The following is a 20703-nucleotide window of genomic DNA, read 5'->3' as shown; positions in this document are numbered from 1 at the left end:
CTGACCGGCACTAAGAGTATGAATATGAAAAAATTAACCCTTGGCTTAATTGGTAATCCTAATTCCGGTAAAACCACGCTGTTCAACCAGCTCACCGGCGCGCGCCAGCGCGTCGGTAACTGGGCGGGAGTGACCGTTGAACGCAAAGAGGGTGGTTTCAACACCACCGATCATCAGGTCACGCTGGTAGACCTTCCGGGCACGTATTCCCTGACCACCATCTCCTCGCAAACCTCGCTGGATGAGCAGATTGCCTGCCACTATATTCTCAGCGGCGACGCCGACATGCTGATTAACGTGGTCGATGCGTCCAATCTGGAACGTAACCTCTATCTGACGCTGCAGCTGCTGGAGCTTGGCATCCCCTGCGTGGTCGCGCTGAATATGCTCGATATCGCGGAAAAACAGAAGATCCGCATCGATGTCGACGCGCTGGCCGCGCGTCTCGGGTGCCCGGTGATCCCGCTGGTTTCCACCCGCGGGCGCGGTATCGAGGCCTTAAAAATGGCGATCGATCGCCATCAGCAGAACCAGGCTATTGAACTGGTGCACTATCCGCAGCCGCTGCTGCGGGAGGCGGACAAGCTGGCGCAGGCCATGGCCGCGGATATTCCGCAGCGCCAGCGTCGCTGGCTGGGTTTACAGATGCTTGAAGGCGATATTTACAGCCGCGCCTACGCCGGTGACGCTGCCCACAAGCTGGACGTGTCCCTGGCGCACCTGAGCGAAGAGATGGATGACCCCGCGCTGCATATCGCCGATGCCCGTTACCAAAGTATTGCCGCCATTTGCGATGCGGTCAGTAATACCCTTACCGCCGAGCCAAGCCGCTTTACCGCGGCGATGGATAAAGTGATCCTCAACCGCTTCCTCGGCCTGCCGGTCTTCCTGTTCGTTATGTACCTGATGTTCTTGCTGGCGATTAATATCGGCGGCGCGCTGCAGCCCATTTTTGATGCCGGTTCCGTGGCTATCTTTATCCACGGTATTCAGTGGGTTGGCTATACCCTGCATTTCCCGGACTGGCTGACGGTGTTCCTCGCCCAGGGGATTGGCGGCGGTATCAATACCGTACTGCCGCTGGTACCGCAGATCGGCATGATGTACCTGTTCCTCTCTTTCCTTGAAGACTCTGGCTATATGGCGCGGGCGGCGTTTGTGATGGACCGCCTGATGCAGGCGCTGGGGCTACCGGGGAAATCCTTCGTGCCGTTAATCGTCGGTTTTGGTTGCAACGTTCCGTCGGTGATGGGCGCGCGTACGCTTGATGCGCCGCGCGAACGTTTGATGACCATTATGATGGCGCCGTTTATGTCCTGCGGCGCGCGGCTGGCGATTTTCGCCGTCTTCGCCGCCGCCTTTTTCGGCCAGAACGGCGCGCTGGCGGTCTTCTCGCTGTACGTACTGGGGATCGTGATGGCGATTGCGACCGGACTGATGCTGAAGCATACCATTATGCGCGGCGAAGCGTCGCCGTTCGTGATGGAGCTGCCGGTGTATCACGTTCCGCACGTGAAGAGTCTGATTATCCAGACCTGGCAGCGCCTGAAAGGCTTCGTCCTGCGCGCGGGTAAAGTGATCGTTATCGTCAGTATCTTCCTCAGCGCGCTGAACAGCTTCTCGCTGAGCGGTAAGATCGTCGATAACATCAACGACTCGGCGCTGGCGTCGGTCAGCCGGGTGATTACCCCGGTATTTAAACCGATTGGCGTACATGAGGATAACTGGCAGGCGACCGTCGGGCTGTTCACCGGCGCGATGGCCAAGGAAGTGGTGGTGGGGACGCTGAACACCCTCTACACCGCTGAAGATATCCAGAACGAAGCGTTTAATCCGCAGACGTTTAGCCTCGGCGATGAGCTGCTGGCCGCGGTAGACGAGACCTGGCAGAGTCTGAAAGATACGTTCAGCCTGAGCGTGCTGGCCAACCCTATCGAAGCCAGTAAAGGCGACGGCGAAATGGCAACCGGCGCGATGGGCGTCATGGGCAGCAAATTCGGTAGCGCCGCTGCGGCGTACAGCTACCTGATTTTTGTCCTGCTCTATATTCCCTGCATCTCGGTAATGGGGGCGATTGCCCGCGAGTCGAGCCGCGGCTGGATGATGTTCTCCGTCCTGTGGGGGCTGAATATCGCCTATTCACTTTCTACGCTGTACTACCAGACCGTCAGCTTTAGCCAGCATCCGCGCTATAGCCTGGTGTGCATTCTGGCGGTGGTGCTGTTCAATATCGTGGTCTTTGGCCTGCTGCGCAGAGCGCGTAGCCGGGTGGACGTCTCGCTGCTGGCGACGCGCAAAACGCCGTCCACCTGCTGCCAGAGTCCGGCGGGCGATTGCCACTAAGGAGCGATGATGGCGTCATTAATTGAAATCCGCGATATGCTGGCCCTGCAGGGGAGGATGGAGGCAAAGCAGCTCAGCGTCCGCCTGAATACGCCGCAGCCGCTGATTGACGCCATGCTGGGCCGCCTGCAAGCGATGGGGAAAGCGGTGAAAGTGACCGAAGATGCCGATGGCTGCCTCTCCGGCAGCTGTAAAAGCTGCCCGGAAGGCAAAGCCTGCCTGCGGGAGTGGTGGTCGCTGCGCTGATTGGGCTGTGAAGGCAGGTTTCCCGGATTGCGGCTAACGCCTTATCCGGGCTACGAATTTGTGCGGTTTTGGGCTTGGTAGCCCGGGTAAGGCGTTTACGCCGCGACCCGGGAGATTCGACCACAGATTTGTACGGTTCTGGGGTGGGTAGCCCGGACAGGCGCAACGCGCCGCTTCCGGGAACCGACTGCGGCATATACCGCAAGCGGGTCCTGAGACCCGCTTTCTGGCTTACTTGTAGACGTCCGCGTTAGCGTGAACCGTTTTCTCGTTCTTCTCGCCTGCAATCACCACAAAATAGGTGCCGCCCAGCTCATCCGCTTTTTTCGACAGATCGCGCTTTGCATCCATCGGAGAGGTTGTTCTGGAGGTGGTAATCGAACCAATTTTGGTCAGGTTCAACTTAGCCACTTCGTCTTTTTGAATTTCCTTGGCGGCGAACGCGCCGAAGGACAGGGAGCCAATCACCAGAGATGCAACAATTCCTGTAACAAGTTTCATAGCCTCTACTCTCCATTAGGTTGTTTTTTTTAGGTCACGGGGCCAGCGTGAAATAGTCAACCCCCGCAACAACCTAAGTATTGCTGCACCCTGCGTTTTTACCACGTCCCGCTAAAAAAATTTATCGATCTCACGCTTCAGCTCAATCAGCGGAGAGCAAAACGCCTGCGGATGTGAAATGAACGGCGCATGGGCGGCTTTATCGAAGACAATCGACGTGCTTTTGGGCCACAGCGCATCGAGAAGCGGAATGATTTTACGCGGTACCAGACCGTCCAGCCGACCGTACAGGCGCAAAAACGGCATGGCGAGGGCGGTCAACGGCTGGCGTAAATCGGCGGTTTTGAGGATCTCCAGCCCGCCGTTTAAAACGTCCGGCGACGGCATCGGTAGCGACAGCACCGTGCTCTTCAGCGCTCTCGCATCCTGACGCGCGCTTTCGGTACCCAGGGTTTGCAGCGCCAGAAAGCGTTCGACAGTGCGTTGAAAATCTTCGCTCAGCTGCTGCTGAAATCCGCTCAGCACGTCGGGCTTAATCCCGGGCCAGCTGTCGTGAGCGCTAAAGCAGGGGGAAGAGGCCACGGTGACCAGCGCCTGCACGCGATCGGGATGGGATAACGCGACCTGGCTGGCCACCAGCCCGCCGAGGCTCCAGCCTAGCCACATAGCTCGCTCCGGCGCGTTTTCCAGCACCCGCTGGGCCATCTCTTCCAGCGACATCGCGCCAAAGCCGCCGCTGCGGCCATAGCCAGGCAGGTCGACGAGGTGCAGCGTAAAATGCGAAGCCAGCTGCGGCGTGATGCAATCCCACACTTTGGCATTCAGCCCCCATCCGTGCAGCAGCACAAGATGACAATTTCCTTCGCCCGTGGTTTGCCACGCGATCGTTTTCATCAGTTACTGTTCTCTTTCCACCAATACGAGGGGGAAATATGCTAACAGCACACAGCTTATGCTGGCTATGCCAAATGCCGCTGGCCATCGCCAGCTGGGGGATCTGCTCGCGATGCGCGTCGGCGCTGCTGGCGTCTGAACCGTTGTGCCCGCAGTGCGGCCTACCGGCCCAATCAAGCACGCTGCCCTGCGGGCGCTGCCTGCAAAAACCGCCGCCGTGGCAGCGGCTGGTGACGGTGAATGACTATCGACCGCCGCTGAGCGGCCTGATTCACCAGCTGAAATTCAATAAGCGGCCCGAGCTGGCCCCGGCGCTGGCGCGTCTGCTGCTGTTGCGCATTCGCCAGCGTCGGGATCTTCCCCGCCCGGACCGGATAATTAGCGTGCCGCTCTGGCAGCGTCGTCAGTGGAAGAGGGGATTTAATCAGAGCGATCTGCTGTGCCGACCGCTCTCCCGCTGGCTGGACTGCGCCTGGCGCAGCGATGCGCTAACCCGCCGGCGCCGCACCGCCACCCAGCATCAGCTCAGCGCCAGATTGCGCAAACGGAACCTGAAAAACGCCTTCCAGCTTGAATTGTCGCTCCAGGGCCACCATATCGCCATTGTGGATGATGTCGTCACAACCGGAAGCACCGTCGCCGAGATATCCCGCCTGCTTTTGCGAAACGGCGCCGCGACGGTTCAGGTATGGTGTATATGCCGTACCTTGTAGACCCCTGCTGATGGGCGTATAATAACCCAGTAAAATAGTCAACTATTAGGCCAACGCTATGATCCGTATTTCCGATGCTGCACAAGCGCACTTTGCCAAACTGCTGGCAAATCAGGAAGAAGGGACACAAATTCGCGTATTTGTGATCAATCCCGGCACCCCTAACGCCGAGTGCGGCGTGTCCTACTGCCCACCGGATGCGGTGGAAGATTCCGATACCGCGCTGAAGTTTGAGCAACTCACCGCCTACGTCGATGAGCTTAGCGCGCCGTACCTGGAAGACGCTGAAATCGATTTTGTTACCGACCAGCTGGGCTCCCAGCTGACGCTGAAAGCGCCAAACGCCAAGATGCGCAAAGTGTCCGACGATGCCCCGCTCATGGAGCGCGTTGAGTACCTGCTGCAGTCGCAGATTAACCCGCAGCTGGCCGGGCACGGCGGGCGCGTCACGTTGATGGAAATCACCGACGATGGCCTGGCGATTCTGCAATTCGGCGGCGGCTGCAACGGCTGTTCGATGGTTGACGTGACGCTGAAAGAGGGGATCGAGAAGCAGATGCTGAACGAGTTCCCGGAACTGAAAGGCGTACGCGATCTGACTGAACACCAGCGCGGCGAGCACTCCTACTACTGATTTCCCCGCCCGGCAGCCTTTTCGCGGCCGGGCGACTCCCCTCATGTTACCGCGCAACATTTCCCGCTAAGCGACCCGGCAGAAACCCGGGAAAGAGTATGACTTAAGTCTCATATTTGAAATTTTCACCGCCCAGGTGATTCTCAAACTTCATATGTTACCCGTATCATTCACTTCAGGCGCCACAGATAAAAAAATAGCCAGCTATCCTTTCTCTGGGTAAGGATAAAGCCAGCTTCTACGGCGTCAGACATTTTTTGTTCCGGTCGGAACGGATGAAGTCAATGTTGAAACTATGACGTTACCCATAACAAATTAAGGCCAGGTAAATCATGCCATTAGTCATCGTTGCTATCGGGGTTGCCCTGTTATTGTTGCTGATGATCCGTTTCAAGCTGAACGGGTTTATCGCTCTGGTTCTGGTGGCACTTGCCGTCGGGCTCATGCAGGGTATGCCTCTGGATAAAGTTATCGTCTCCATCAAAAACGGCGTTGGGGGAACCCTCGGCAGCCTCGCGCTGATCATGGGCTTCGGCGCGATGCTCGGTAAAATGCTGGCGGACTGCGGCGGCGCGCAGCGTATCGCCACCACGCTGATTGCCAAATTTGGTAAACAACATATTCAATGGGCGGTTGTGCTCACCGGCTTTACCGTCGGCTTCGCCCTGTTCTATGAAGTGGGCTTCGTACTGATGCTGCCGCTGGTCTTTACCATCGCCGCATCCGCCGGTATCCCGCTGCTCTATATCGGCGTCCCGATGGCGGCCGCGCTCTCCGTCACGCACGGTTTCCTGCCTCCGCACCCGGGCCCGACGGCCATTGCCACTATTTTCCATGCCGACATGGGTAAAACCCTGCTGTTCGGTACGATTCTGGCGATCCCGACGGTTATCCTCGCGGGGCCGGTTTACGCACGCTTCCTGAAAGGTATCGATAAGCCGATTCCGGAAGGCCTGCATAACCCGAAAACGTTCACTGAGGAAGAGATGCCGGGCTTCGGCGTCAGCGTCTGGACCTCTCTGGTGCCGGTTATTCTGATGGCCATGCGCGCCGTGGCCGAAATGGTTCTGCCGAAAGGTCATGCCTTCCTGCCGATCGCGGAATTCTTCGGCGACCCGGTCATGGCCACGCTGATCGCGGTACTGATCGCCATGTTCACCTTCGGTCTTAACCGCGGTCGTTCCATGGAGCAGATTAACGATACGCTGACCTCCTCGATCAAAATTATCGCCATGATGCTGCTTATCATCGGCGGCGGCGGCGCCTTCAAGCAGGTGCTGGTCGATAGCGGCATGGATAAATACATTGCTTCTATCATGCATGAATCCAATATGTCCCCGCTGTTTATGGCATGGTCGATTGCTGCGGTACTGCGTATTGCGCTGGGTTCCGCCACCGTTGCGGCGATCACCGCGGGCGGTATCGCCGCGCCGCTGATCGCCACCACCGGCGTGAGCCCGGAACTGATGGTGATCGCCGTTGGCTCCGGCAGCGTTATCTTCTCTCACGTTAACGACCCGGGCTTCTGGCTGTTTAAGGAATACTTCAACCTGACCATCGGCGAGACCATTAAGTCGTGGTCGGTGCTGGAAACCATTATCTCAGTGTGCGGCCTGGTAGGCTGTCTGCTGCTGGGGATGGTGGTATAAGCTGCTTGTCCGCCTAAAACGAGCCGGGTCGCCGCGAGGCGAACCCGGCTTTTTTATGCGCTCTGGCCACAACGGCCAGACTTATCGCAGTAATACCCGCCTGCGCGCGGCGCCTGACATTGAAATTCAGCAAACTATCCCCCATTCTAGATCTCATGCTATAGCGCCGGACGCGCGCTTCATTCACCCAATTCAACAGGACTGCGCATATGACCAATCCATTACTGACGCCTTTTTCATTACCGCCATTCTCTGCCATCAAACCCGAGCACGTGGTCCCCGCGGTCACTAAAGCGCTGGATGATTGCCGGGCGGCGGTAGAGCGCGCGGTGGCGCAAGGGGCGCCGTATACCTGGGAAAATCTTTGCCAGCCGCTGGCGGAAGTAGACGACGTGCTGGGGCGTATTTTTTCCCCGGTCAGCCATCTGAACTCGGTCAAAAACAGTCCGGAACTGCGCGAAGCCTACGAGCAGACCCTGCCGCTGCTTTCGGAGTACAGCACCTGGGTTGGGCAGCATGAAGGCCTGTACAAAGCGTACCGCGACCTGCGCGACGGCGACCATTACGCCACCCTGAATACCGCGCAGAAAAAAGCGGTGGATAACGCGCTGCGCGATTTTGAACTCTCCGGTATTGGCCTGGCGAAAGAGCAGCAGAAACGCTACGGCGAAATCGCCGCCCGCCTCTCCGAGCTGGGCAATCAGTACAGCAACAACGTGCTCGACGCGACCATGGGCTGGACCAAGCTGGTCACCGATGAATCTGAGCTCTCCGGCATGCCGGAAAGCGCGCTTGCCGCAGCGAAAGCCCAGGCTGAAGCCAAAGAGCAGGAAGGGTTTCTGCTGACCCTGGATATCCCGAGCTATCTGCCGGTAATGACCTACTGCGACAATCAGGCGCTGCGTGAAGAGCTGTATCGCGCCTATTCCACCCGCGCCTCCGACCAGGGGCCGAACGCCGGAAAATGGGACAACAGCCCGGTAATGGCCGAAATCCTCGCCCTGCGCCACGAGCTGGCGCAGCTGCTGGGCTTTGACAGCTTTGCCGACAAGTCGCTGGCGACCAAAATGGCCGAAAATCCGCAGCAGGTGCTCGACTTCCTGACCGACCTGGCGAAACGCGCCCGTCCGCAGGGTGAGAAAGAGCTGGCCCAGCTGCGCGCCTTCGCCAAAGCCGAATTCGGCGTGGATGAACTGCAGCCGTGGGATATCGCTTACTACAGCGAAAAACAGAAGCAGCATCTTTACAGCATCAGCGATGAACAGCTGCGCCCCTACTTCCCGGAAAACAAAGCGGTTAACGGCCTGTTCGAGGTGGTTAAGCGTATTTACGGTATTACCGCGAAAGAGCGTACCGATGTGGACGTCTGGCATCCGGAGGTGCGCTTCTTCGAGCTTTACGATGAAAAAAATGAACTACGCGGTAGCTTCTATCTCGATCTCTACGCTCGCGAACATAAACGCGGCGGGGCGTGGATGGATGACTGCGTTGGCCAGATGCGCAAGCTTGACGGCTCGCTGCAAAAGCCGGTCGCTTATCTGACCTGTAACTTTAACCGTCCCGTCAACGGTAAGCCGGCGCTGTTCACCCACGATGAAGTGATCACCCTGTTCCACGAGTTTGGCCACGGTCTGCACCATATGCTGACCCGTATCGACACCGCCGGCGTGTCCGGCATCAGCGGGGTACCGTGGGATGCGGTCGAGCTGCCGAGCCAGTTTATGGAAAACTGGTGCTGGGAGCCGGAAGCGCTGGCCTTTATCTCCGGCCACTATGAAACCGGCGAACCGCTGCCGCAGGAATTGCTGGAGAAAATGCTGGCGGCGAAAAACTACCAGGCGGCGATGTTTATTCTGCGCCAGCTGGAGTTCGGCCTGTTCGACTTCCGCCTGCATGCGGAGTTCAGCCCGCAGCAGGGCGCGAAAATCCTCGAAACGCTGGCGGAAATTAAGCAGCAGGTGGCGCTGATCCCCGGGCCGTCGTGGGGCCGTTTCCCGCACGCCTTCAGCCATATTTTCGCCGGCGGATACGCAGCGGGTTATTACAGCTATCTGTGGGCCGACGTCCTGGCGGCGGATGCCTTCTCGCGCTTCGAAGAGGAGGGTATCTTCAATCGCGAAACCGGCCAGTCGTTCCTCGACAACATCCTTAGCCGCGGCGGTTCGGAAGAGCCAATGGTCCTGTTCAAACGCTTCCGCGGTCGCGAGCCGCAGCTGGACGCGATGCTTGAGCATTACGGTATTAAGAGTTAACCCTGTTGTGAAAATTTGTTTAATTGATGAAACGGGCGCCGGAGACGGCGCCTTATCTGTTCTGGCTGACCGCTGGGGGCTGGAGCAGGATGAGGACAACCCGATGGCGCTGGTGATGACGCCGGCGCATCTTGAGCTGCGCAAGCGCGATGAACCGAAGCTTGGCGGCATCTTTGTTGATTTTGTCGGTGGGACCATGGCCCACCGGCGCAGGTTCGGCGGCGGCCGCGGCGAGGCGGTGGCAAAAGCGGTGGGAATCAAAGGTGACTATCTGCCGGATGTGGTCGATGCGACCGCCGGTCTGGGAAGGGATGCCTTTGTTCTTGCCTCCGTGGGCTGTCGCGTGCGGATGCTGGAGCGTAACCCGGTGGTTGCCGCGCTGCTCGACGATGGCCTGGCGCGCGGCTACGCCGACGCTGAAATCGGCCCCTGGTTACAGGAGCGTTTGCGGCTGATTCACGCTTCCAGCCTGACGGCGCTGACCGATATCACCCCGCGTCCGCAGGTGGTCTATCTCGACCCGATGTTTCCGCATAAGCAGAAAAGCGCGCTGGTGAAGAAAGAGATGCGGGTATTTCAGTCGCTGGTGGGGCCGGATTTAGACGCCGACGGTCTGCTGGCGCCGGCGCGTCAGCTGGCGACCAAACGGGTGGTGGTTAAGCGCCCGGACTACGCGCCGCCGCTGGCGGATGTCGCGACGCCTAACGCGGTGGTGACCAAAGGCCACCGGTTTGATATCTATGCCGGAACGGCGATTGAGCCGCAGGGGTAAGCAACCTGCGTCAGGGCCCTTTCCCCGAGGGCGGCGCGATGCGCCTTGCCCGGGCTACGGGTTCTTGCGATCTGGGGGTTCTGTAGCCCGGATAAGGCGTTAGCCGCAATCCGGGAAACCTCGTCGACCGCTCCGTTTTTACGCGCTTTTTGTATTAATCATCCTGTTCAGCCACGGCACCATGATCGCCATGACCACCGTTACGCCCAGGGTCACCAGGCCAATTTTGCTGAAGACATCGGTATAAATCGGCAGCGTCTGTAGCGGGTCGGTAATATTATCCGGTACGGCGGTGAAGGTCGCCACGTAGCCGCCCAGCAGGAACGCGGCCGCCTGGGTTAAAAACCACATCCCAAGAATAAAGCCCATCAGATGCTGCGGCACCAGCGCGGCAACCATCGCCAGCCCCAGGGCGCTAATCAGCAGTTCTCCCAGACTCTGGAACAGATAGACCAGCACGATAAACCACGGCGAGGTCAGCCCCTGGGCGTCGGCAAACCACATTCCCGCCGCGGCTGCCGTCAGAAAGCCCAGCGCGCACAGGAACATGCCAAGGGTAAACTTCATCGGCATAGTCAGGTCTTTGCCCTTATTGCCCAAACGCGTGTAGATAGCGGCGAGGATGGGGCTGGCCACCACCACCCAGAACGGGTTTAGCGCCTGAAAGCTCACCGGGTTAATCGCGAAACCAAGTATTTCATGGTGAACGTTATTGATAGCAAAGAAGTTGAGCGAGGTGGGCATCTGCGCGTACAGAATATAAAACAGCACCGCTTCCAGCATCAGGATAAAGGCGACGAACATTTTGTTGCGCCCGGTTTTATCCAGCTTGAAGGCCTCGCGGAAGAAGAAAATCGTCACCACCACTGAGAGGATAATCAGCACCAGATTGGCAATTTTGACATTATGCATTAGCCAGGCGCAGAGAAAAATCATGACCACCGTACCGGCCAGCACGTACAGTAAATTGCGCAGGCTCAGCGGTTTGTGGTCCGGCCCAGAGCCGATATCTTTCACCATACCCCGACAGGCGAAGTAAACCAGCAGGGCGACGATCAGACCGGCGCCGCACAGGTTGTAGGTTACCGCATAGCCGAACTTGTCGGCAATCACCGGCGCCAGCGACAGCGACAGCAGCGAACCGATATTGATCGACATATAAAACAGCGTGAAGGCGCCATCCAGGCGGGCATCTTTTGGCGGATAGCATTTGGACAGCAGGCTTGCCGGGTTAGCTTTAAACAGGCCGTTACCCACCGCAATGGTCCCCAGCGCGATGAAAATCAGATTGGGTTTGAGCAGCGACAGGCCGGTCATAAAGTAGCCTGCGGCAAGCACAATCGCGCCCAGAACCAGCGTACGTTTCGTACCCAGCAGGTGATCGCCAACATAGCCGCCGATGGAGATAAGGCCATATACCAGCGCGGCAAACGCGCCAAAGGTAATAAACGCCTGCTCCTGAGAAAAACCGAGCTGTTTAACAAAGAAAACGGCCAGGATCCCCTGAACGCCGTAATAGCCAAATCGCTCCCATAGTTCCACAAAGAAGATCATGAAGAATGGGCGAGGTTGCTGCAGCAAGCCTGTCGGTGCGGTTGAATTCATCTTTCTTCGCCTTTAAGTCCTGTCCGGAAAAGTATGAACGCGTATGCCAAAACGCGCTGAAAAAGGTTAATTTTGCGTAATGATATGATGTTTATCTATTTTGGCGAATTATTATATGGCTATATTGCTTTTGAAATGGTTGATCAGCCTGGCATTGTGGTGATTATTTGGATTTATATGCTTTTTGCGGCGGGTGGGGGAAATAAAAACGCCCGCGTTGGCGGGCGTTGGTCATCAGCGAAATGAAATAACGGCCTGTTATTCGTCTTCTTCGTCGCGCAGCGGGACAATCAGCATATCCACGTGAACGGTGTTGATGAGCTGACGAGCCGAGGACATCAGTTTGCTCCAGAAGTCCTGATGGTGACCGCAAACCACGAGGTCCATATCATACTTTTTAATCGCATCAACCAGCACCTGGCCGAGATCGCCGCTGCCGCTCAGGGTCTCAGTGATCGGATAGCCCGCGTTGGTGGACAGCTCGCTTAACGCGTGGTGAGTCTCTTCGGAGATGCGTTTCTGCATGTCGCCCAGATTGACGTCAATAAGGCCGGTGTAGAGATCGGAGTAATTCACATCCACGTGGATCAGGGAAACTTTTGCATTGTAGGGGCGGGCCATAGAAACGGCTTTTTCTACCAGTACTTTGCTTTCCGGGGACAGGTCTACTGCAATGAGAATATGTTTGTAAGCCATGGTGTTACTCCTTCCATAAGTTGTCGATGACCGTTGGACCTGACAGCCAGCGCTGCCGCTTCGCCCGCGTCCTGCGTGCTACATTCGCGGGGGGGAGTCCTTAAGGACCTAATTGTAGAAGATATTTCTACCTTATAGCGCCCCTCGCGATCCGTCAATCCACCTTGTTCAGCGAATAGTTAAACAAATATATCCGACTTATGCATTGATAATGATTAACGTTGTGGTAAAAAAATTAACTGATCTCCTACACTATTTAATGAGCCGGTCGGATAAATAAACGTGATCGGAATCGCACTCTTTCACAGTACAGTCGGTTTGATATTGGGGAGCGGTAGTCCCGGAGGGAGCCTCCGAGGACGGGTCGCCGGGGAGGAGGTATGATCAGCACTGTTGCGCTGTTTTGGGCCCTGTGTATCGTATGTGTAGTGAATATGGCACGCTACTTCTCGTCGCTGCGTGCATTGCTTGTTGTGCTACGTGGTTGTGACCCTTTGCTCTATCAATATGTCGACGGCGGCGGTTTTTTTACGTCGCACGGGCAGCCCGGCAAACAGGTGCGCCTGGTGTGGTACATCTACGCCCAGCGCTACCGCGATCACCACGACGATGAATTTATCCGCCGCTGCGAGCGGGTTCGTCGGCAGTTTATTCTCACCAGCGCGCTATGCGGCCTGGTGGTGGTCAGCATGATTGCTCTGGCTATCTGGCACTAGCTTCACGATACAAAAAAAACGGGCCAGTTTCCTGACCCGTTTATCTTTCTTGTTTCTGATATTCGCTTAGATAATCTGCAGCGAGAGCCAGTACAGCGCGCCGGACAGCAGAATCGCCGCGGGCAGGGTCAGTACCCAGGCCATCAGGATGCTGGTGACGGTTTTCTTCTGCAGACCGCCGCCATCAACGAGCATCGTCCCCGCTACCGAGGAGGAGAGCACGTGGGTGGTGGAAACCGGCATACCGGTATAGCTCGCCAGACCAATCGATACGGCGGCGGTCATCTGAGCTGACATACCTTGTGCGTAGGTCATCCCTTTCTTACCGATTTTCTCGCCGATGGTGGTCGCCACGCGACGCCAGCCGATCATGGTGCCGATACCCAGCGCCAGCGCAACCGCCATAATAATCCAGATTGGCGCGTACTCGATGGTGCTCAGCATATCGGTTTTCAGCTTCTTCAGCAGACGCTTATCGTCAGCATTCACTTCCGGCAGCTTAGCCACTTTGTCAGTGGTGTCGGAGATGCAGAGCATAATACGGCGCAGATGGCTACGCTGTTCCACGGAGAGCGTGTCGTAGCTTTCGGTACCGGTCAGCATCGTCTTCACGCGGTCAAGCGCGTTGATGGTGTTTGCCGGGTGGCAGTGGAACTCGCCGTTTGCGGCAGCCCCTGCGTCCGGAGACGGGATGAGCTGCTCGGCGCCGGTCGCTTTTTTCAACAGCTCAGGACGCTGCTGGAAGAAGGTTTCCACGTTGTTGACCGCATCGCGGGTACGGGTGATTTCGTAGCCGGAAGCGTTCATATTGACCACGAAGCCAGCCGGAGCCACGCCGATCAGCACCAGCATCACCAGGCCAATGCCTTTCTGACCATCGTTCGCGCCGTGGGAGAACGCGACCCCAATGGCGGACAAAATCAGCGCAATACGCGTCCAGAACGGCGGCTTTTTCTTGCCGTCTTTCTTTTCACGCTCGGCTGGAGTCAGGTGGATACGGGCGCGTTTTTTGGTTCCGCTCCAGTAGCGACGCAGAATGAAAATCAGGCCGCCCGCCACGACCAGGCCAACGATTGGCGAGACGATCAGCGAGCCAAAAATACCCATGACTTTCGGGATGTTCAGCGCGTCCACCACCGACGTACCGGTCATCAGGGCATTGGTTAAACCAATACCGATGATCGCGCCGATCAGGGTGTGCGAGCTGGAGGCCGGAAGGCCGAAGTACCAGGTGCCGAGGTTCCAGATAATTGCCGCCAGCAGCATGGAAAAGACCATGGCGAGGCCATGTGCTGAACCCATGTTAAGCAGCAGGTCGGTCGGCAACATATGCACGATGGCATAGGCTACGCTGAGACCGCCCAACAGAACGCCGAAGAAGTTAAAAAGAGCCGCCATCGCCACAGCAAGCTGCGACCGCATTGCGCGAGTGTAAATCACCGTTGCAACCGCGTTTGCGGTATCATGAAAACCATTGATCGCTTCGTAAAAAAGCACGAAAGCCAGAGCAAGCAATAACAGTAATCCGGTATGTAAATCCAGACCGGCAAATAAATGTACCATAGGACGTTACGCCATTTTGAGGACATGAACGCGGCGCATTATCAGTGACTTTCGCGGCGCGGGCAAAGTGAAATATAGACTTTTTTTGATTTTCTTCCTGTTTAAGTTTTACCTTGTTGGGAGTATTCCTATATCTTTCAATGAGGTACGCAAATCTGTTTTTTTCAGTCTGGTGCGACCAGAATGAAAAATTTACAATTCCCGACAATCGGGATATGAGGAATGTTGTGTGGAAAGGTTTGATGCCATCGTAATCGGCGCCGGAGCGGCGGGAATGTTTTGTGCAGCGCAGGCGGGGCAGGCAGGCTGTCGGGTGCTGCTGCTCGATAACGGCAAAAAGCCCGGGCGGAAGATCCTGATGTCTGGCGGTGGCCGCTGCAACTTTACTAACATGTATATCGAACCCGCGGCATATCTCAGCCAAAACCCGCATTTTTGCAAATCTGCGCTGGCGCGCTACACCCAGTGGGACTTTATCGATCTGGTTAGCAAACACGGTATCGCCTGGCATGAGAAAACCCTGGGCCAGCTTTTCTGCGATGATTCCGCCGAGCAAATCGTTAACCTGCTGCTGGCCGAGTGCGAAAAAGGCGGCGTACACATTCGCCTGCGTAGCGAAATTATCAGCGTAGAGCGGGATGATGAGGGCTATACGCTACAGCTTAACGGCGAGACGGTGGCGGCGAAAAAGCTGGTGGTTGCCTCCGGCGGGCTATCCATGCCCGGCCTGGGCGCCTCGCCGTTTGGCTATAAGCTCGCCGAGCAGTTTGGCCTGAAGGTGCTGCCGACCCGCGCGGGCCTGGTGCCGTTTACCTTGCATAAGCCGCTGCTCGAACAGCTGCAGGTGCTTTCCGGGGTGTCGGTGCCGTCCACCATCACGGCGGAAAACGGGACCGTCTTCCGGGAAAATCTGCTCTTTACCCACCGCGGGCTGTCCGGGCCGGCGGTACTGCAAATTTCCAGCTACTGGCAGCCGGGAGAGTTCGTCAGCATCAATCTGCTGCCGGATTGCCATCTTGATGACTTCCTCAACGAGCAGCGCGCGGCGCATCCCAATCAGAGCCTGAAGAACACCCTGGCAATGCAGCTGCCAAAGCGGCTGGTCGAGTGCCTGCAGCAGCTGGGGCAACTGCCGGACGTCACCCTGAAACAGCTTAACGTTCGCGAGCAGCAGGCGCTGGTTGAGACGCTGACCGCGTGGCGCGTCCAGCCGAATGGCACCGAAGGCTATCGCACGGCGGAAGTGACCCTCGGCGGTGTCGACACCAACGAACTCTCTTCGCGCACCATGGAGGCCCGCAAGGTGCCCGGTCTGTACTTTATCGGCGAAGTGATGGACGTCACCGGCTGGCTGGGAGGCTATAACTTCCAGTGGGCGTGGGCGTCAGCCTGGGCATGCGCGCAGGCTTTAGCGGAACAGAAATAACCGCCTGCTCTGTATCAGCGGACCCGGCTCCGCCTTATCCGCTGATATTGTGCTGCTTTAATTTGCGCCACAGGGTCGTGGGGCTGATGCCGAGCATCACCGATGCTTTGGTCCTGTCCCCGTCGGTTTTTTCTATGACATGGGTAATCAGCCGTTTCTCTTGTTTCTTTAATAAATCGGTTTCATCTGATGCCACGCCCGCGGCCGGGAAGTGAGAGCTCTCGTTGGCGTCATCCGGTGAAATTTGACCGATCTGCAGCAAAACGTCTTTGCTCACTCGATCGATGTCCAGCAGGACGATGAGCCGGTAGATAACCGCCTGAAGTTCACGAATGTTGCCAGGCCAGCTATAGCGATGCAAAAAATCCACCGCGTCGGGGGTAAATGTGATTTGCCTACCTTGCTGATAAAGCAGGTGCTGAATCAACAACATGATATCGCCCGGTCGTTGGCGTAAGGCCGGTAGACTCAACTCAAGAATATTTATTCTATAGTACAGATCCTGCCTGAACTCACCGCTGGCGACGAGCTGGCGCAGATCTTTATTGCTGGCGGTGATCAGGCGAAAATCGGCGGTGATCAGCGTATCGCCGCCGAGACGAGAGAATTGCTTCTCTTGTAACACGCGCAGCAGCTTAACCTGTACCGATAACGGCGCTTCGCTGATTTCATCGATAAACACCGTGCCGTTCATCGCCATTTCAAACACCCCCGGTTTTCCGCCCTTGCGCGCGCTGGTAAATGCGCCGTCGGCATAGCCAAAGAGTTCACTTTCCAGAATGCTCTCGGGAATGGCCGCGCAGTTAATCGCGATAAAAGGGCCGTGGCTTCTGGCGCTATGGTTATGAATACTCTGAGCGAAAAGCTCTTTACCTGTGCCGGTATCGCCCAAAATATGAATGGGAAGTTCGTGGCGGGCGCACAGTTTAGCTTTTTTTATTACATCGCGTATCGCCGGAGACTGGCCAATAATGTCGTCGAAAGACCAGGTTGTGGAAAAACCGCGGAGTTTACTTTTTTTGCTGATACTATTTTGCCAAAGCGAACTTTCCTGGTTTAATCCTGTAATAATGCTAAAAGATGTTTGGCGGTTGGAAAAATGACGTATGGAAATGTAAATAGTTTGGCCGTTAATATCAATGGCCTGTTCTTTAATATCTAATTCGTTAATAATGCTGGGGTAAATATCTTTAAATGCCTCTTTTTTGAATATTTTATCTCCGACATGACACTGGAATAAGCTCAGGCCGATAGCATTAATATTGATGATCTCACCCAACTGATCAATACACATGATGCCCTCACGTGCTTGATTCAGCGCGGCGTGGCTCATGATGAGCTTGGTATTTTCTCTGTTGAGATATTTTAATAGGCTATCGGCTTCATTGATGGCCTGCTCAATCGAAATATTATCGGTGTCTCCCATAATAGCATTGAGGTTATATTTTTTAGCCATTTCAGCAACCGTGAGGCCGCCGATGACCGTATGGTAATCGTTCTCTGAAAGATTTTTTATAACGTTTTCAATATCATTGTGGTTGTATACCTGGCAAATTTTAAACTCTTCGTTAGTCATGTTCTGATAATGACGTAAGGCATTACAAAATTGGGGGAAACCAACCGCGGCGATTTTTTGTGATTTGATTTTGGCCTGTTGTAAAATGCGATAAACGCCGTGAAAATCATGGGCGATCTCAATGACCGGGATACTAATATTGTTACGCAGGAGGGCGGCGGTGCCGCCTCGGCTAATAATTATCTTAGCGCCGGACTGGATCATCTCATTCGCTTTATCGAGAACGTCAGAATAACGAAATTCATATACCGGAACATCGAGCTTCCTCTCAATAAGAACATTCATGATGCGTTGGGTTATTGTTTTGGAAACTGAAAAAATGACAATTTCATTATTCTTCATATATTATTCGCTCAGGTGTTCTGGGTTTGCAATGTTTATTATATGGTGAGCACAGGGAGAATCAATGAGGGTGGTCATATAATACGATATTAAGAATAAAAGCCTTACGCATAGCAAATGCGTAAGGCTAAGTTTTTAGTGATTAGAAACGCAGGCGGCGGTAGACAATTTGACCGTTGCATAAGGTAGCGCAGTTATCGATATAACGGTCACCTTCGAGTTTGACCCCGTGGGTATCTTCAAAAATGACGTTCTCTTTTCGCAGCTTAACAATCGAAATATCAGCACTGGCGCCGGGCGCCAGGGTACCAATTTGCCCCTGCATTTTCATTAAGCGGGCCGGCGTGGCGGTTACCGCGCGAACGATATCGAAGAAGGACATTCCCATATTGAGATATTTCGACATGACGTGGAGCAGACTGTAGACCTTATCCGTCCGTAAGCTATTTCTCAGGGTGAGATCGGTGCTGATGATATCGGGATAAAATCCCTGCTCCATGGCGGTTCTGGCAACGTGAAAATCAAAGTGGGCCACGCCGTTTGAACAGTCGAAGATAACCCCTCTGGTCTGCGCCTCTTTTATTGCCGCATAGACCTCGCCCTGTTCATTGAGAATCGAGTGGCCGGTACCGTGGAAGCAGTGGGCGTAAATATCATCGGCATTAAAATAGCGGATCAGTTCATCGGCGCAGAGAAGAGAGTCCGTGACGTGAACGCAAATCGTGGTATCCAGTTTACGCGCCAGGGAGACGGTAGAGAGAAGAGGGTCGCTGGCGTACTGTTTCCCTTTGGCGATATCCTGGCTGTAGCGTAGTTTCAATCCCAGAATATTGTCTCTGTTGCTATTCAGCGTTTGGGCGATTTTCTCCTCGTTGTAATTCGCCGGATTGGTATTTTCCAGATACCCGGTCGGCCCGCCCCCGAGGGTGGAAAGCCCGACGTTGACCACGTTCAAATAGCTTTTGATTTTCACCATGGCAGGATGAATCACGCTATTGCGAAAAAGCGGATAATTCACCCAGCCGCTGCTGCCGGCATCGACCATGCTGGTGACCCCGTTGGGCAAGCATACGATGTCAGGGTTGACGCTGATGGCGGTCCCGCCGTGAAAAACATGACCATGGAAGTCGATTAAGCCAGGCAGCACGATACAACCCGCGGCATCAATCACCGTTTCGGCCTGCAAATCGTCAACGGTATTTAAGTCCACGATGCGATCGCCGATAACGCCAATATTACGATTAATATAATCATGACCTTCGGGATCGGCGACCAGACCGTTTTTAATCAGAATATCCAGTTTCATTTTATGCTCCCGTTAAATGCCGATAAATTTCCAGTAGGGAATACCGATCAGGAAGAAGATTAATACGTTGACCACCACCATGATGGTGCCCAGCATCCAGAACGTTTTTTGCGGGACGTAGCCGCTGGAGAACGTAAATACGCCCGCGCCGTTGCCGTAGTGCGTCAGCAGTGCGCCATAGCCTGCGGAGAAAGCCAGAGAAAGCGCCACGTACATCGGGTGCGCCTGGGTCGTCATTCCCAGGGTAAAGAGTACCGGATAGAAAGAGACGACGAACGCGCTGTTCGAGACAAAGAAATAGCGGACGGCAAGGCTGATAAAGACCAGCACGGCAATCGCGCTGATTTCATTGAGATGCGACAGGTCGAGATAGTTTTTGATAACGTCCACCAGAAAGACGTAGAACCCGCCTTTTGATAGGGCAACCGCACAGCCATAAAACGCGCCATACCAGACGAAGGTCTGCCAGGCCGATTTTTCGCTCACCACGTCATTCCAGCTCAGCACGCCGAAAAGCAGCAGACAGGCGAGGAACGCCAGGCCGACGGGAATAAAGGCGATGCCGGTGATGGAACCGGTCATCCAGCCGAGCACGCCCAGGACAAAGAACACGATCAGCAGCTTCTCTTCACGTTTTACCGGACCCAGCTCACGCAGGCCCTTCTCGGCAATTTCATTGACGTTATCGATAACTTTCAGTTCCGGCGCGTAGATTTTATACAGTATCCACGGCGCGAGCAGCAGCACCAGTCCGGCTGGCACCACGGCGGCTTTAAACCAGGTCATCCATTCGAGATTCACCTTCATGATCTCGTTGGCCAGCGAGACGGTAATTGAGTTGGTCGCCATCCCCGTCAGAAACAGGCTGGAGGTTCCCATTGAGACGACGTACATCAGGATGGTCAGATAGGCGCCGATTTTGCGGCTACCGTCGTCGGGCTTCGAGCCCAGCGCTTCGGCGATGTTCCTGAAGATGGGATAGGTAATGCCTCCCGAACGGGACATATTTGAACCCGTTGCCGGGGCCAGTACGGTATCCGTCACCATCATCAGATAACCCAGGGTGAGGGTATTTTTTCCATAGCGTTTTAGCAGCAGATAGGCGATACGTTTACCCAGTCCGGTAATAACAAACGCTTTGCAAATAATAAAGGCGCTGATAATAAACCAGACCATAGGGCTGCCAAAACCGGCAAACAGGGGAGCGGGGTCGAGAACCAGAGAGGCAAACCCGAGAATAATCAGCATAATGACCGCATCGGTAAACGGGCGCAAAACCAGCCCGCACAGCATCGCCAGATAGATGCCAACCATATGCCAGGTCGGTGCGGAGACGCCTTCCGGGTGCGGTATTATCCAAAATAAAACGGGGAAAAAGATAATGGGCAAGAGTTTTAAATAAAGCATTTTTATTACCTTTGCTTTAAAGCCGCGGCCCGTCAGGGCGCCGCGGCCTGATATTATTTAAT

General features: G+C 55.5%; 18 protein-coding genes. 10 read left to right on the top strand and 8 right to left on the bottom strand.

Annotation, left to right across the window (positions count from 1 at the left end):
* The first annotated feature begins 24 nt into the window (after nucleotides 1-24).
* Nucleotides 25-2343: a Fe(2+) transporter permease subunit FeoB gene (gene feoB / locus F8562_RS21685; RefSeq protein WP_042934424.1), complete on the top strand. Its 2319-nt coding sequence runs from the start codon at nucleotides 25-27 to the stop codon at nucleotides 2341-2343.
* A 9-nt stretch (nucleotides 2344-2352) separates the two neighbouring features.
* Nucleotides 2353-2589, top strand: coding sequence for a [Fe-S]-dependent transcriptional repressor FeoC (gene feoC, locus F8562_RS21680; RefSeq protein WP_014839729.1), 237 nt, complete (start codon nucleotides 2353-2355; stop codon nucleotides 2587-2589).
* Between the two features lie 231 nt (nucleotides 2590-2820).
* Here feoC and F8562_RS21675 read toward each other — a convergent pair whose 3' ends face one another.
* Together F8562_RS21675 and bioH are read right to left on the bottom strand one after the other, a co-directional pair.
* Nucleotides 2821-3090, bottom strand: coding sequence for a YdgH/BhsA/McbA-like domain containing protein (locus F8562_RS21675; protein WP_014227147.1), 270 nt, complete (start codon nucleotides 3088-3090; stop codon nucleotides 2821-2823).
* A gap of 111 nt (nucleotides 3091-3201) precedes the next feature.
* Complete coding sequence (bioH, locus tag F8562_RS21670; RefSeq protein ID WP_042934212.1) at nucleotides 3202-3984, bottom strand: pimeloyl-ACP methyl ester esterase BioH; 783 nt, start codon at nucleotides 3982-3984, stop codon at nucleotides 3202-3204.
* Nucleotides 3985-4022: 38 nt separating this feature from the next.
* Here bioH and gntX point away from each other — a divergent pair, with 38 nt between their 5' ends.
* The 5 genes from gntX to rsmJ all read left to right on the top strand — a co-directional run bounded on the left by gntX (nucleotide 4023) and on the right by rsmJ (nucleotide 10004).
* Entirely contained in the window at nucleotides 4023-4697 is a 675-nt protein-coding gene (gene gntX, locus F8562_RS21665; RefSeq protein WP_032694208.1) for a DNA utilization protein GntX, read from the top strand.
* Nucleotides 4698-4755: 58 nt separating this feature from the next.
* Nucleotides 4756-5331 (top strand): Fe-S biogenesis protein NfuA, encoded by a 576-nt coding sequence (gene nfuA / locus F8562_RS21660; RefSeq protein ID WP_004106660.1) that lies wholly within the window; start codon nucleotides 4756-4758, stop codon nucleotides 5329-5331.
* Nucleotides 5332-5663: 332 nt separating this feature from the next.
* Nucleotides 5664-6980, top strand: coding sequence for a gluconate transporter (gene gntT, locus F8562_RS21655; protein ID WP_004134706.1), 1317 nt, complete (start codon nucleotides 5664-5666; stop codon nucleotides 6978-6980).
* Nucleotides 6981-7189: 209 nt separating this feature from the next.
* Nucleotides 7190-9232 carry an oligopeptidase A gene (gene prlC, locus F8562_RS21650; protein ID WP_014839726.1) on the top strand — a complete coding sequence of 681 codons (2043 nt, stop codon included), beginning with the start codon at nucleotides 7190-7192 and terminating at the stop codon, nucleotides 9230-9232.
* A gap of 7 nt (nucleotides 9233-9239) precedes the next feature.
* Nucleotides 9240-10004: a 16S rRNA (guanine(1516)-N(2))-methyltransferase RsmJ gene (gene rsmJ / locus F8562_RS21645; RefSeq protein ID WP_014227143.1), complete on the top strand. Its 765-nt coding sequence runs from the start codon at nucleotides 9240-9242 to the stop codon at nucleotides 10002-10004.
* A 138-nt stretch (nucleotides 10005-10142) separates the two neighbouring features.
* Here the strand turns inward: rsmJ and dtpB are convergent, their stop codons facing one another.
* Nucleotides 10143-11609 carry a dipeptide/tripeptide permease DtpB gene (gene dtpB, locus F8562_RS21640; protein WP_014227142.1) on the bottom strand — a complete coding sequence of 489 codons (1467 nt, stop codon included), beginning with the start codon at nucleotides 11607-11609 and terminating at the stop codon, nucleotides 10143-10145.
* A gap of 72 nt (nucleotides 11610-11681) precedes the next feature.
* Here dtpB and F8562_RS29365 point away from each other — a divergent pair, with 72 nt between their 5' ends.
* Nucleotides 11682-11855 (top strand): hypothetical protein, encoded by a 174-nt coding sequence (locus F8562_RS29365; RefSeq protein WP_014227141.1) that lies wholly within the window; start codon nucleotides 11682-11684, stop codon nucleotides 11853-11855.
* Between the two features lie 12 nt (nucleotides 11856-11867).
* On the opposite strand, the gene uspA is transcribed toward F8562_RS29365, so the two are convergent.
* Nucleotides 11868-12305 (bottom strand): universal stress protein UspA, encoded by a 438-nt coding sequence (gene uspA / locus F8562_RS21635; protein ID WP_004126268.1) that lies wholly within the window; start codon nucleotides 12303-12305, stop codon nucleotides 11868-11870.
* Nucleotides 12306-12685: 380 nt separating this feature from the next.
* Here uspA and uspB point away from each other — a divergent pair, with 380 nt between their 5' ends.
* Nucleotides 12686-13021 carry a universal stress protein UspB gene (uspB, locus tag F8562_RS21630; protein ID WP_004855171.1) on the top strand — a complete coding sequence of 112 codons (336 nt, stop codon included), beginning with the start codon at nucleotides 12686-12688 and terminating at the stop codon, nucleotides 13019-13021.
* Between the two features lie 66 nt (nucleotides 13022-13087).
* Here the strand turns inward: uspB and pitA are convergent, their stop codons facing one another.
* Nucleotides 13088-14584, bottom strand: a complete 1497-nt coding sequence (gene pitA / locus F8562_RS21625; RefSeq protein WP_014227140.1) for an inorganic phosphate transporter PitA — start codon at nucleotides 14582-14584, stop codon at nucleotides 13088-13090.
* A gap of 229 nt (nucleotides 14585-14813) precedes the next feature.
* Here pitA and F8562_RS21620 point away from each other — a divergent pair, with 229 nt between their 5' ends.
* Nucleotides 14814-16010, top strand: coding sequence for an NAD(P)/FAD-dependent oxidoreductase (locus tag F8562_RS21620; protein WP_014227139.1), 1197 nt, complete (start codon nucleotides 14814-14816; stop codon nucleotides 16008-16010).
* 34 nt (nucleotides 16011-16044) lie between these two features.
* On the opposite strand, the gene F8562_RS21615 is transcribed toward F8562_RS21620, so the two are convergent.
* The 3 genes from F8562_RS21615 to F8562_RS21605 form a co-directional block, all read right to left on the bottom strand.
* The gene (locus F8562_RS21615; RefSeq protein ID WP_094909481.1) at nucleotides 16045-17928 is read right to left on the bottom strand and encodes a sigma 54-interacting transcriptional regulator; all 1884 of its coding nucleotides are present in this window, start codon (nucleotides 17926-17928) and stop codon (nucleotides 16045-16047) included.
* A gap of 142 nt (nucleotides 17929-18070) precedes the next feature.
* Nucleotides 18071-19234: a metallo-dependent hydrolase gene (locus tag F8562_RS21610; RefSeq protein ID WP_014227137.1), complete on the bottom strand. Its 1164-nt coding sequence runs from the start codon at nucleotides 19232-19234 to the stop codon at nucleotides 18071-18073.
* 12 nt (nucleotides 19235-19246) lie between these two features.
* Nucleotides 19247-20641, bottom strand: coding sequence for a DASS family sodium-coupled anion symporter (locus F8562_RS21605; RefSeq protein ID WP_004126262.1), 1395 nt, complete (start codon nucleotides 20639-20641; stop codon nucleotides 19247-19249).
* Nucleotides 20642-20703: the final 62 nt, after the last annotated feature.

The sequence above is a fragment of the Klebsiella sp. RCJ4 genome, from assembly GCF_009025755.1.
Lineage (GTDB): Bacteria > Pseudomonadota > Gammaproteobacteria > Enterobacterales > Enterobacteriaceae > Klebsiella > Klebsiella michiganensis.
The sequence above is the reverse complement of the archived record's forward strand: the minus strand, read 5'-3'. Positions and strand labels throughout refer to the sequence as shown.

Coding starts and splice junctions, on each gene's coding strand:
- feoB (WP_042934424.1), top strand. CDS start 25: ATGAAAAAATTAACCCTTGGCTTAATTGGTAATCCTAATTCCGGTAAA.
- feoC (WP_014839729.1), top strand. CDS start 2,353: ATGGCGTCATTAATTGAAATCCGCGATATGCTGGCCCTGCAGGGGAGG.
- F8562_RS21675 (WP_014227147.1), bottom strand. CDS start 3,090: ATGAAACTTGTTACAGGAATTGTTGCATCTCTGGTGATTGGCTCCCTG.
- bioH (WP_042934212.1), bottom strand. CDS start 3,984: ATGAAAACGATCGCGTGGCAAACCACGGGCGAAGGAAATTGTCATCTT.
- gntX (WP_032694208.1), top strand. CDS start 4,023: ATGCTAACAGCACACAGCTTATGCTGGCTATGCCAAATGCCGCTGGCC.
- nfuA (WP_004106660.1), top strand. CDS start 4,756: ATGATCCGTATTTCCGATGCTGCACAAGCGCACTTTGCCAAACTGCTG.
- gntT (WP_004134706.1), top strand. CDS start 5,664: ATGCCATTAGTCATCGTTGCTATCGGGGTTGCCCTGTTATTGTTGCTG.
- prlC (WP_014839726.1), top strand. CDS start 7,190: ATGACCAATCCATTACTGACGCCTTTTTCATTACCGCCATTCTCTGCC.
- dtpB (WP_014227142.1), bottom strand. CDS start 11,609: ATGAATTCAACCGCACCGACAGGCTTGCTGCAGCAACCTCGCCCATTC.
- uspA (WP_004126268.1), bottom strand. CDS start 12,305: ATGGCTTACAAACATATTCTCATTGCAGTAGACCTGTCCCCGGAAAGC.
- uspB (WP_004855171.1), top strand. CDS start 12,686: ATGATCAGCACTGTTGCGCTGTTTTGGGCCCTGTGTATCGTATGTGTA.
- pitA (WP_014227140.1), bottom strand. CDS start 14,584: ATGGTACATTTATTTGCCGGTCTGGATTTACATACCGGATTACTGTTA.
- F8562_RS21615 (WP_094909481.1), bottom strand. CDS start 17,928: ATGAAGAATAATGAAATTGTCATTTTTTCAGTTTCCAAAACAATAACC.
- F8562_RS21610 (WP_014227137.1), bottom strand. CDS start 19,234: ATGAAACTGGATATTCTGATTAAAAACGGTCTGGTCGCCGATCCCGAA.
- F8562_RS21605 (WP_004126262.1), bottom strand. CDS start 20,641: ATGCTTTATTTAAAACTCTTGCCCATTATCTTTTTCCCCGTTTTATTT.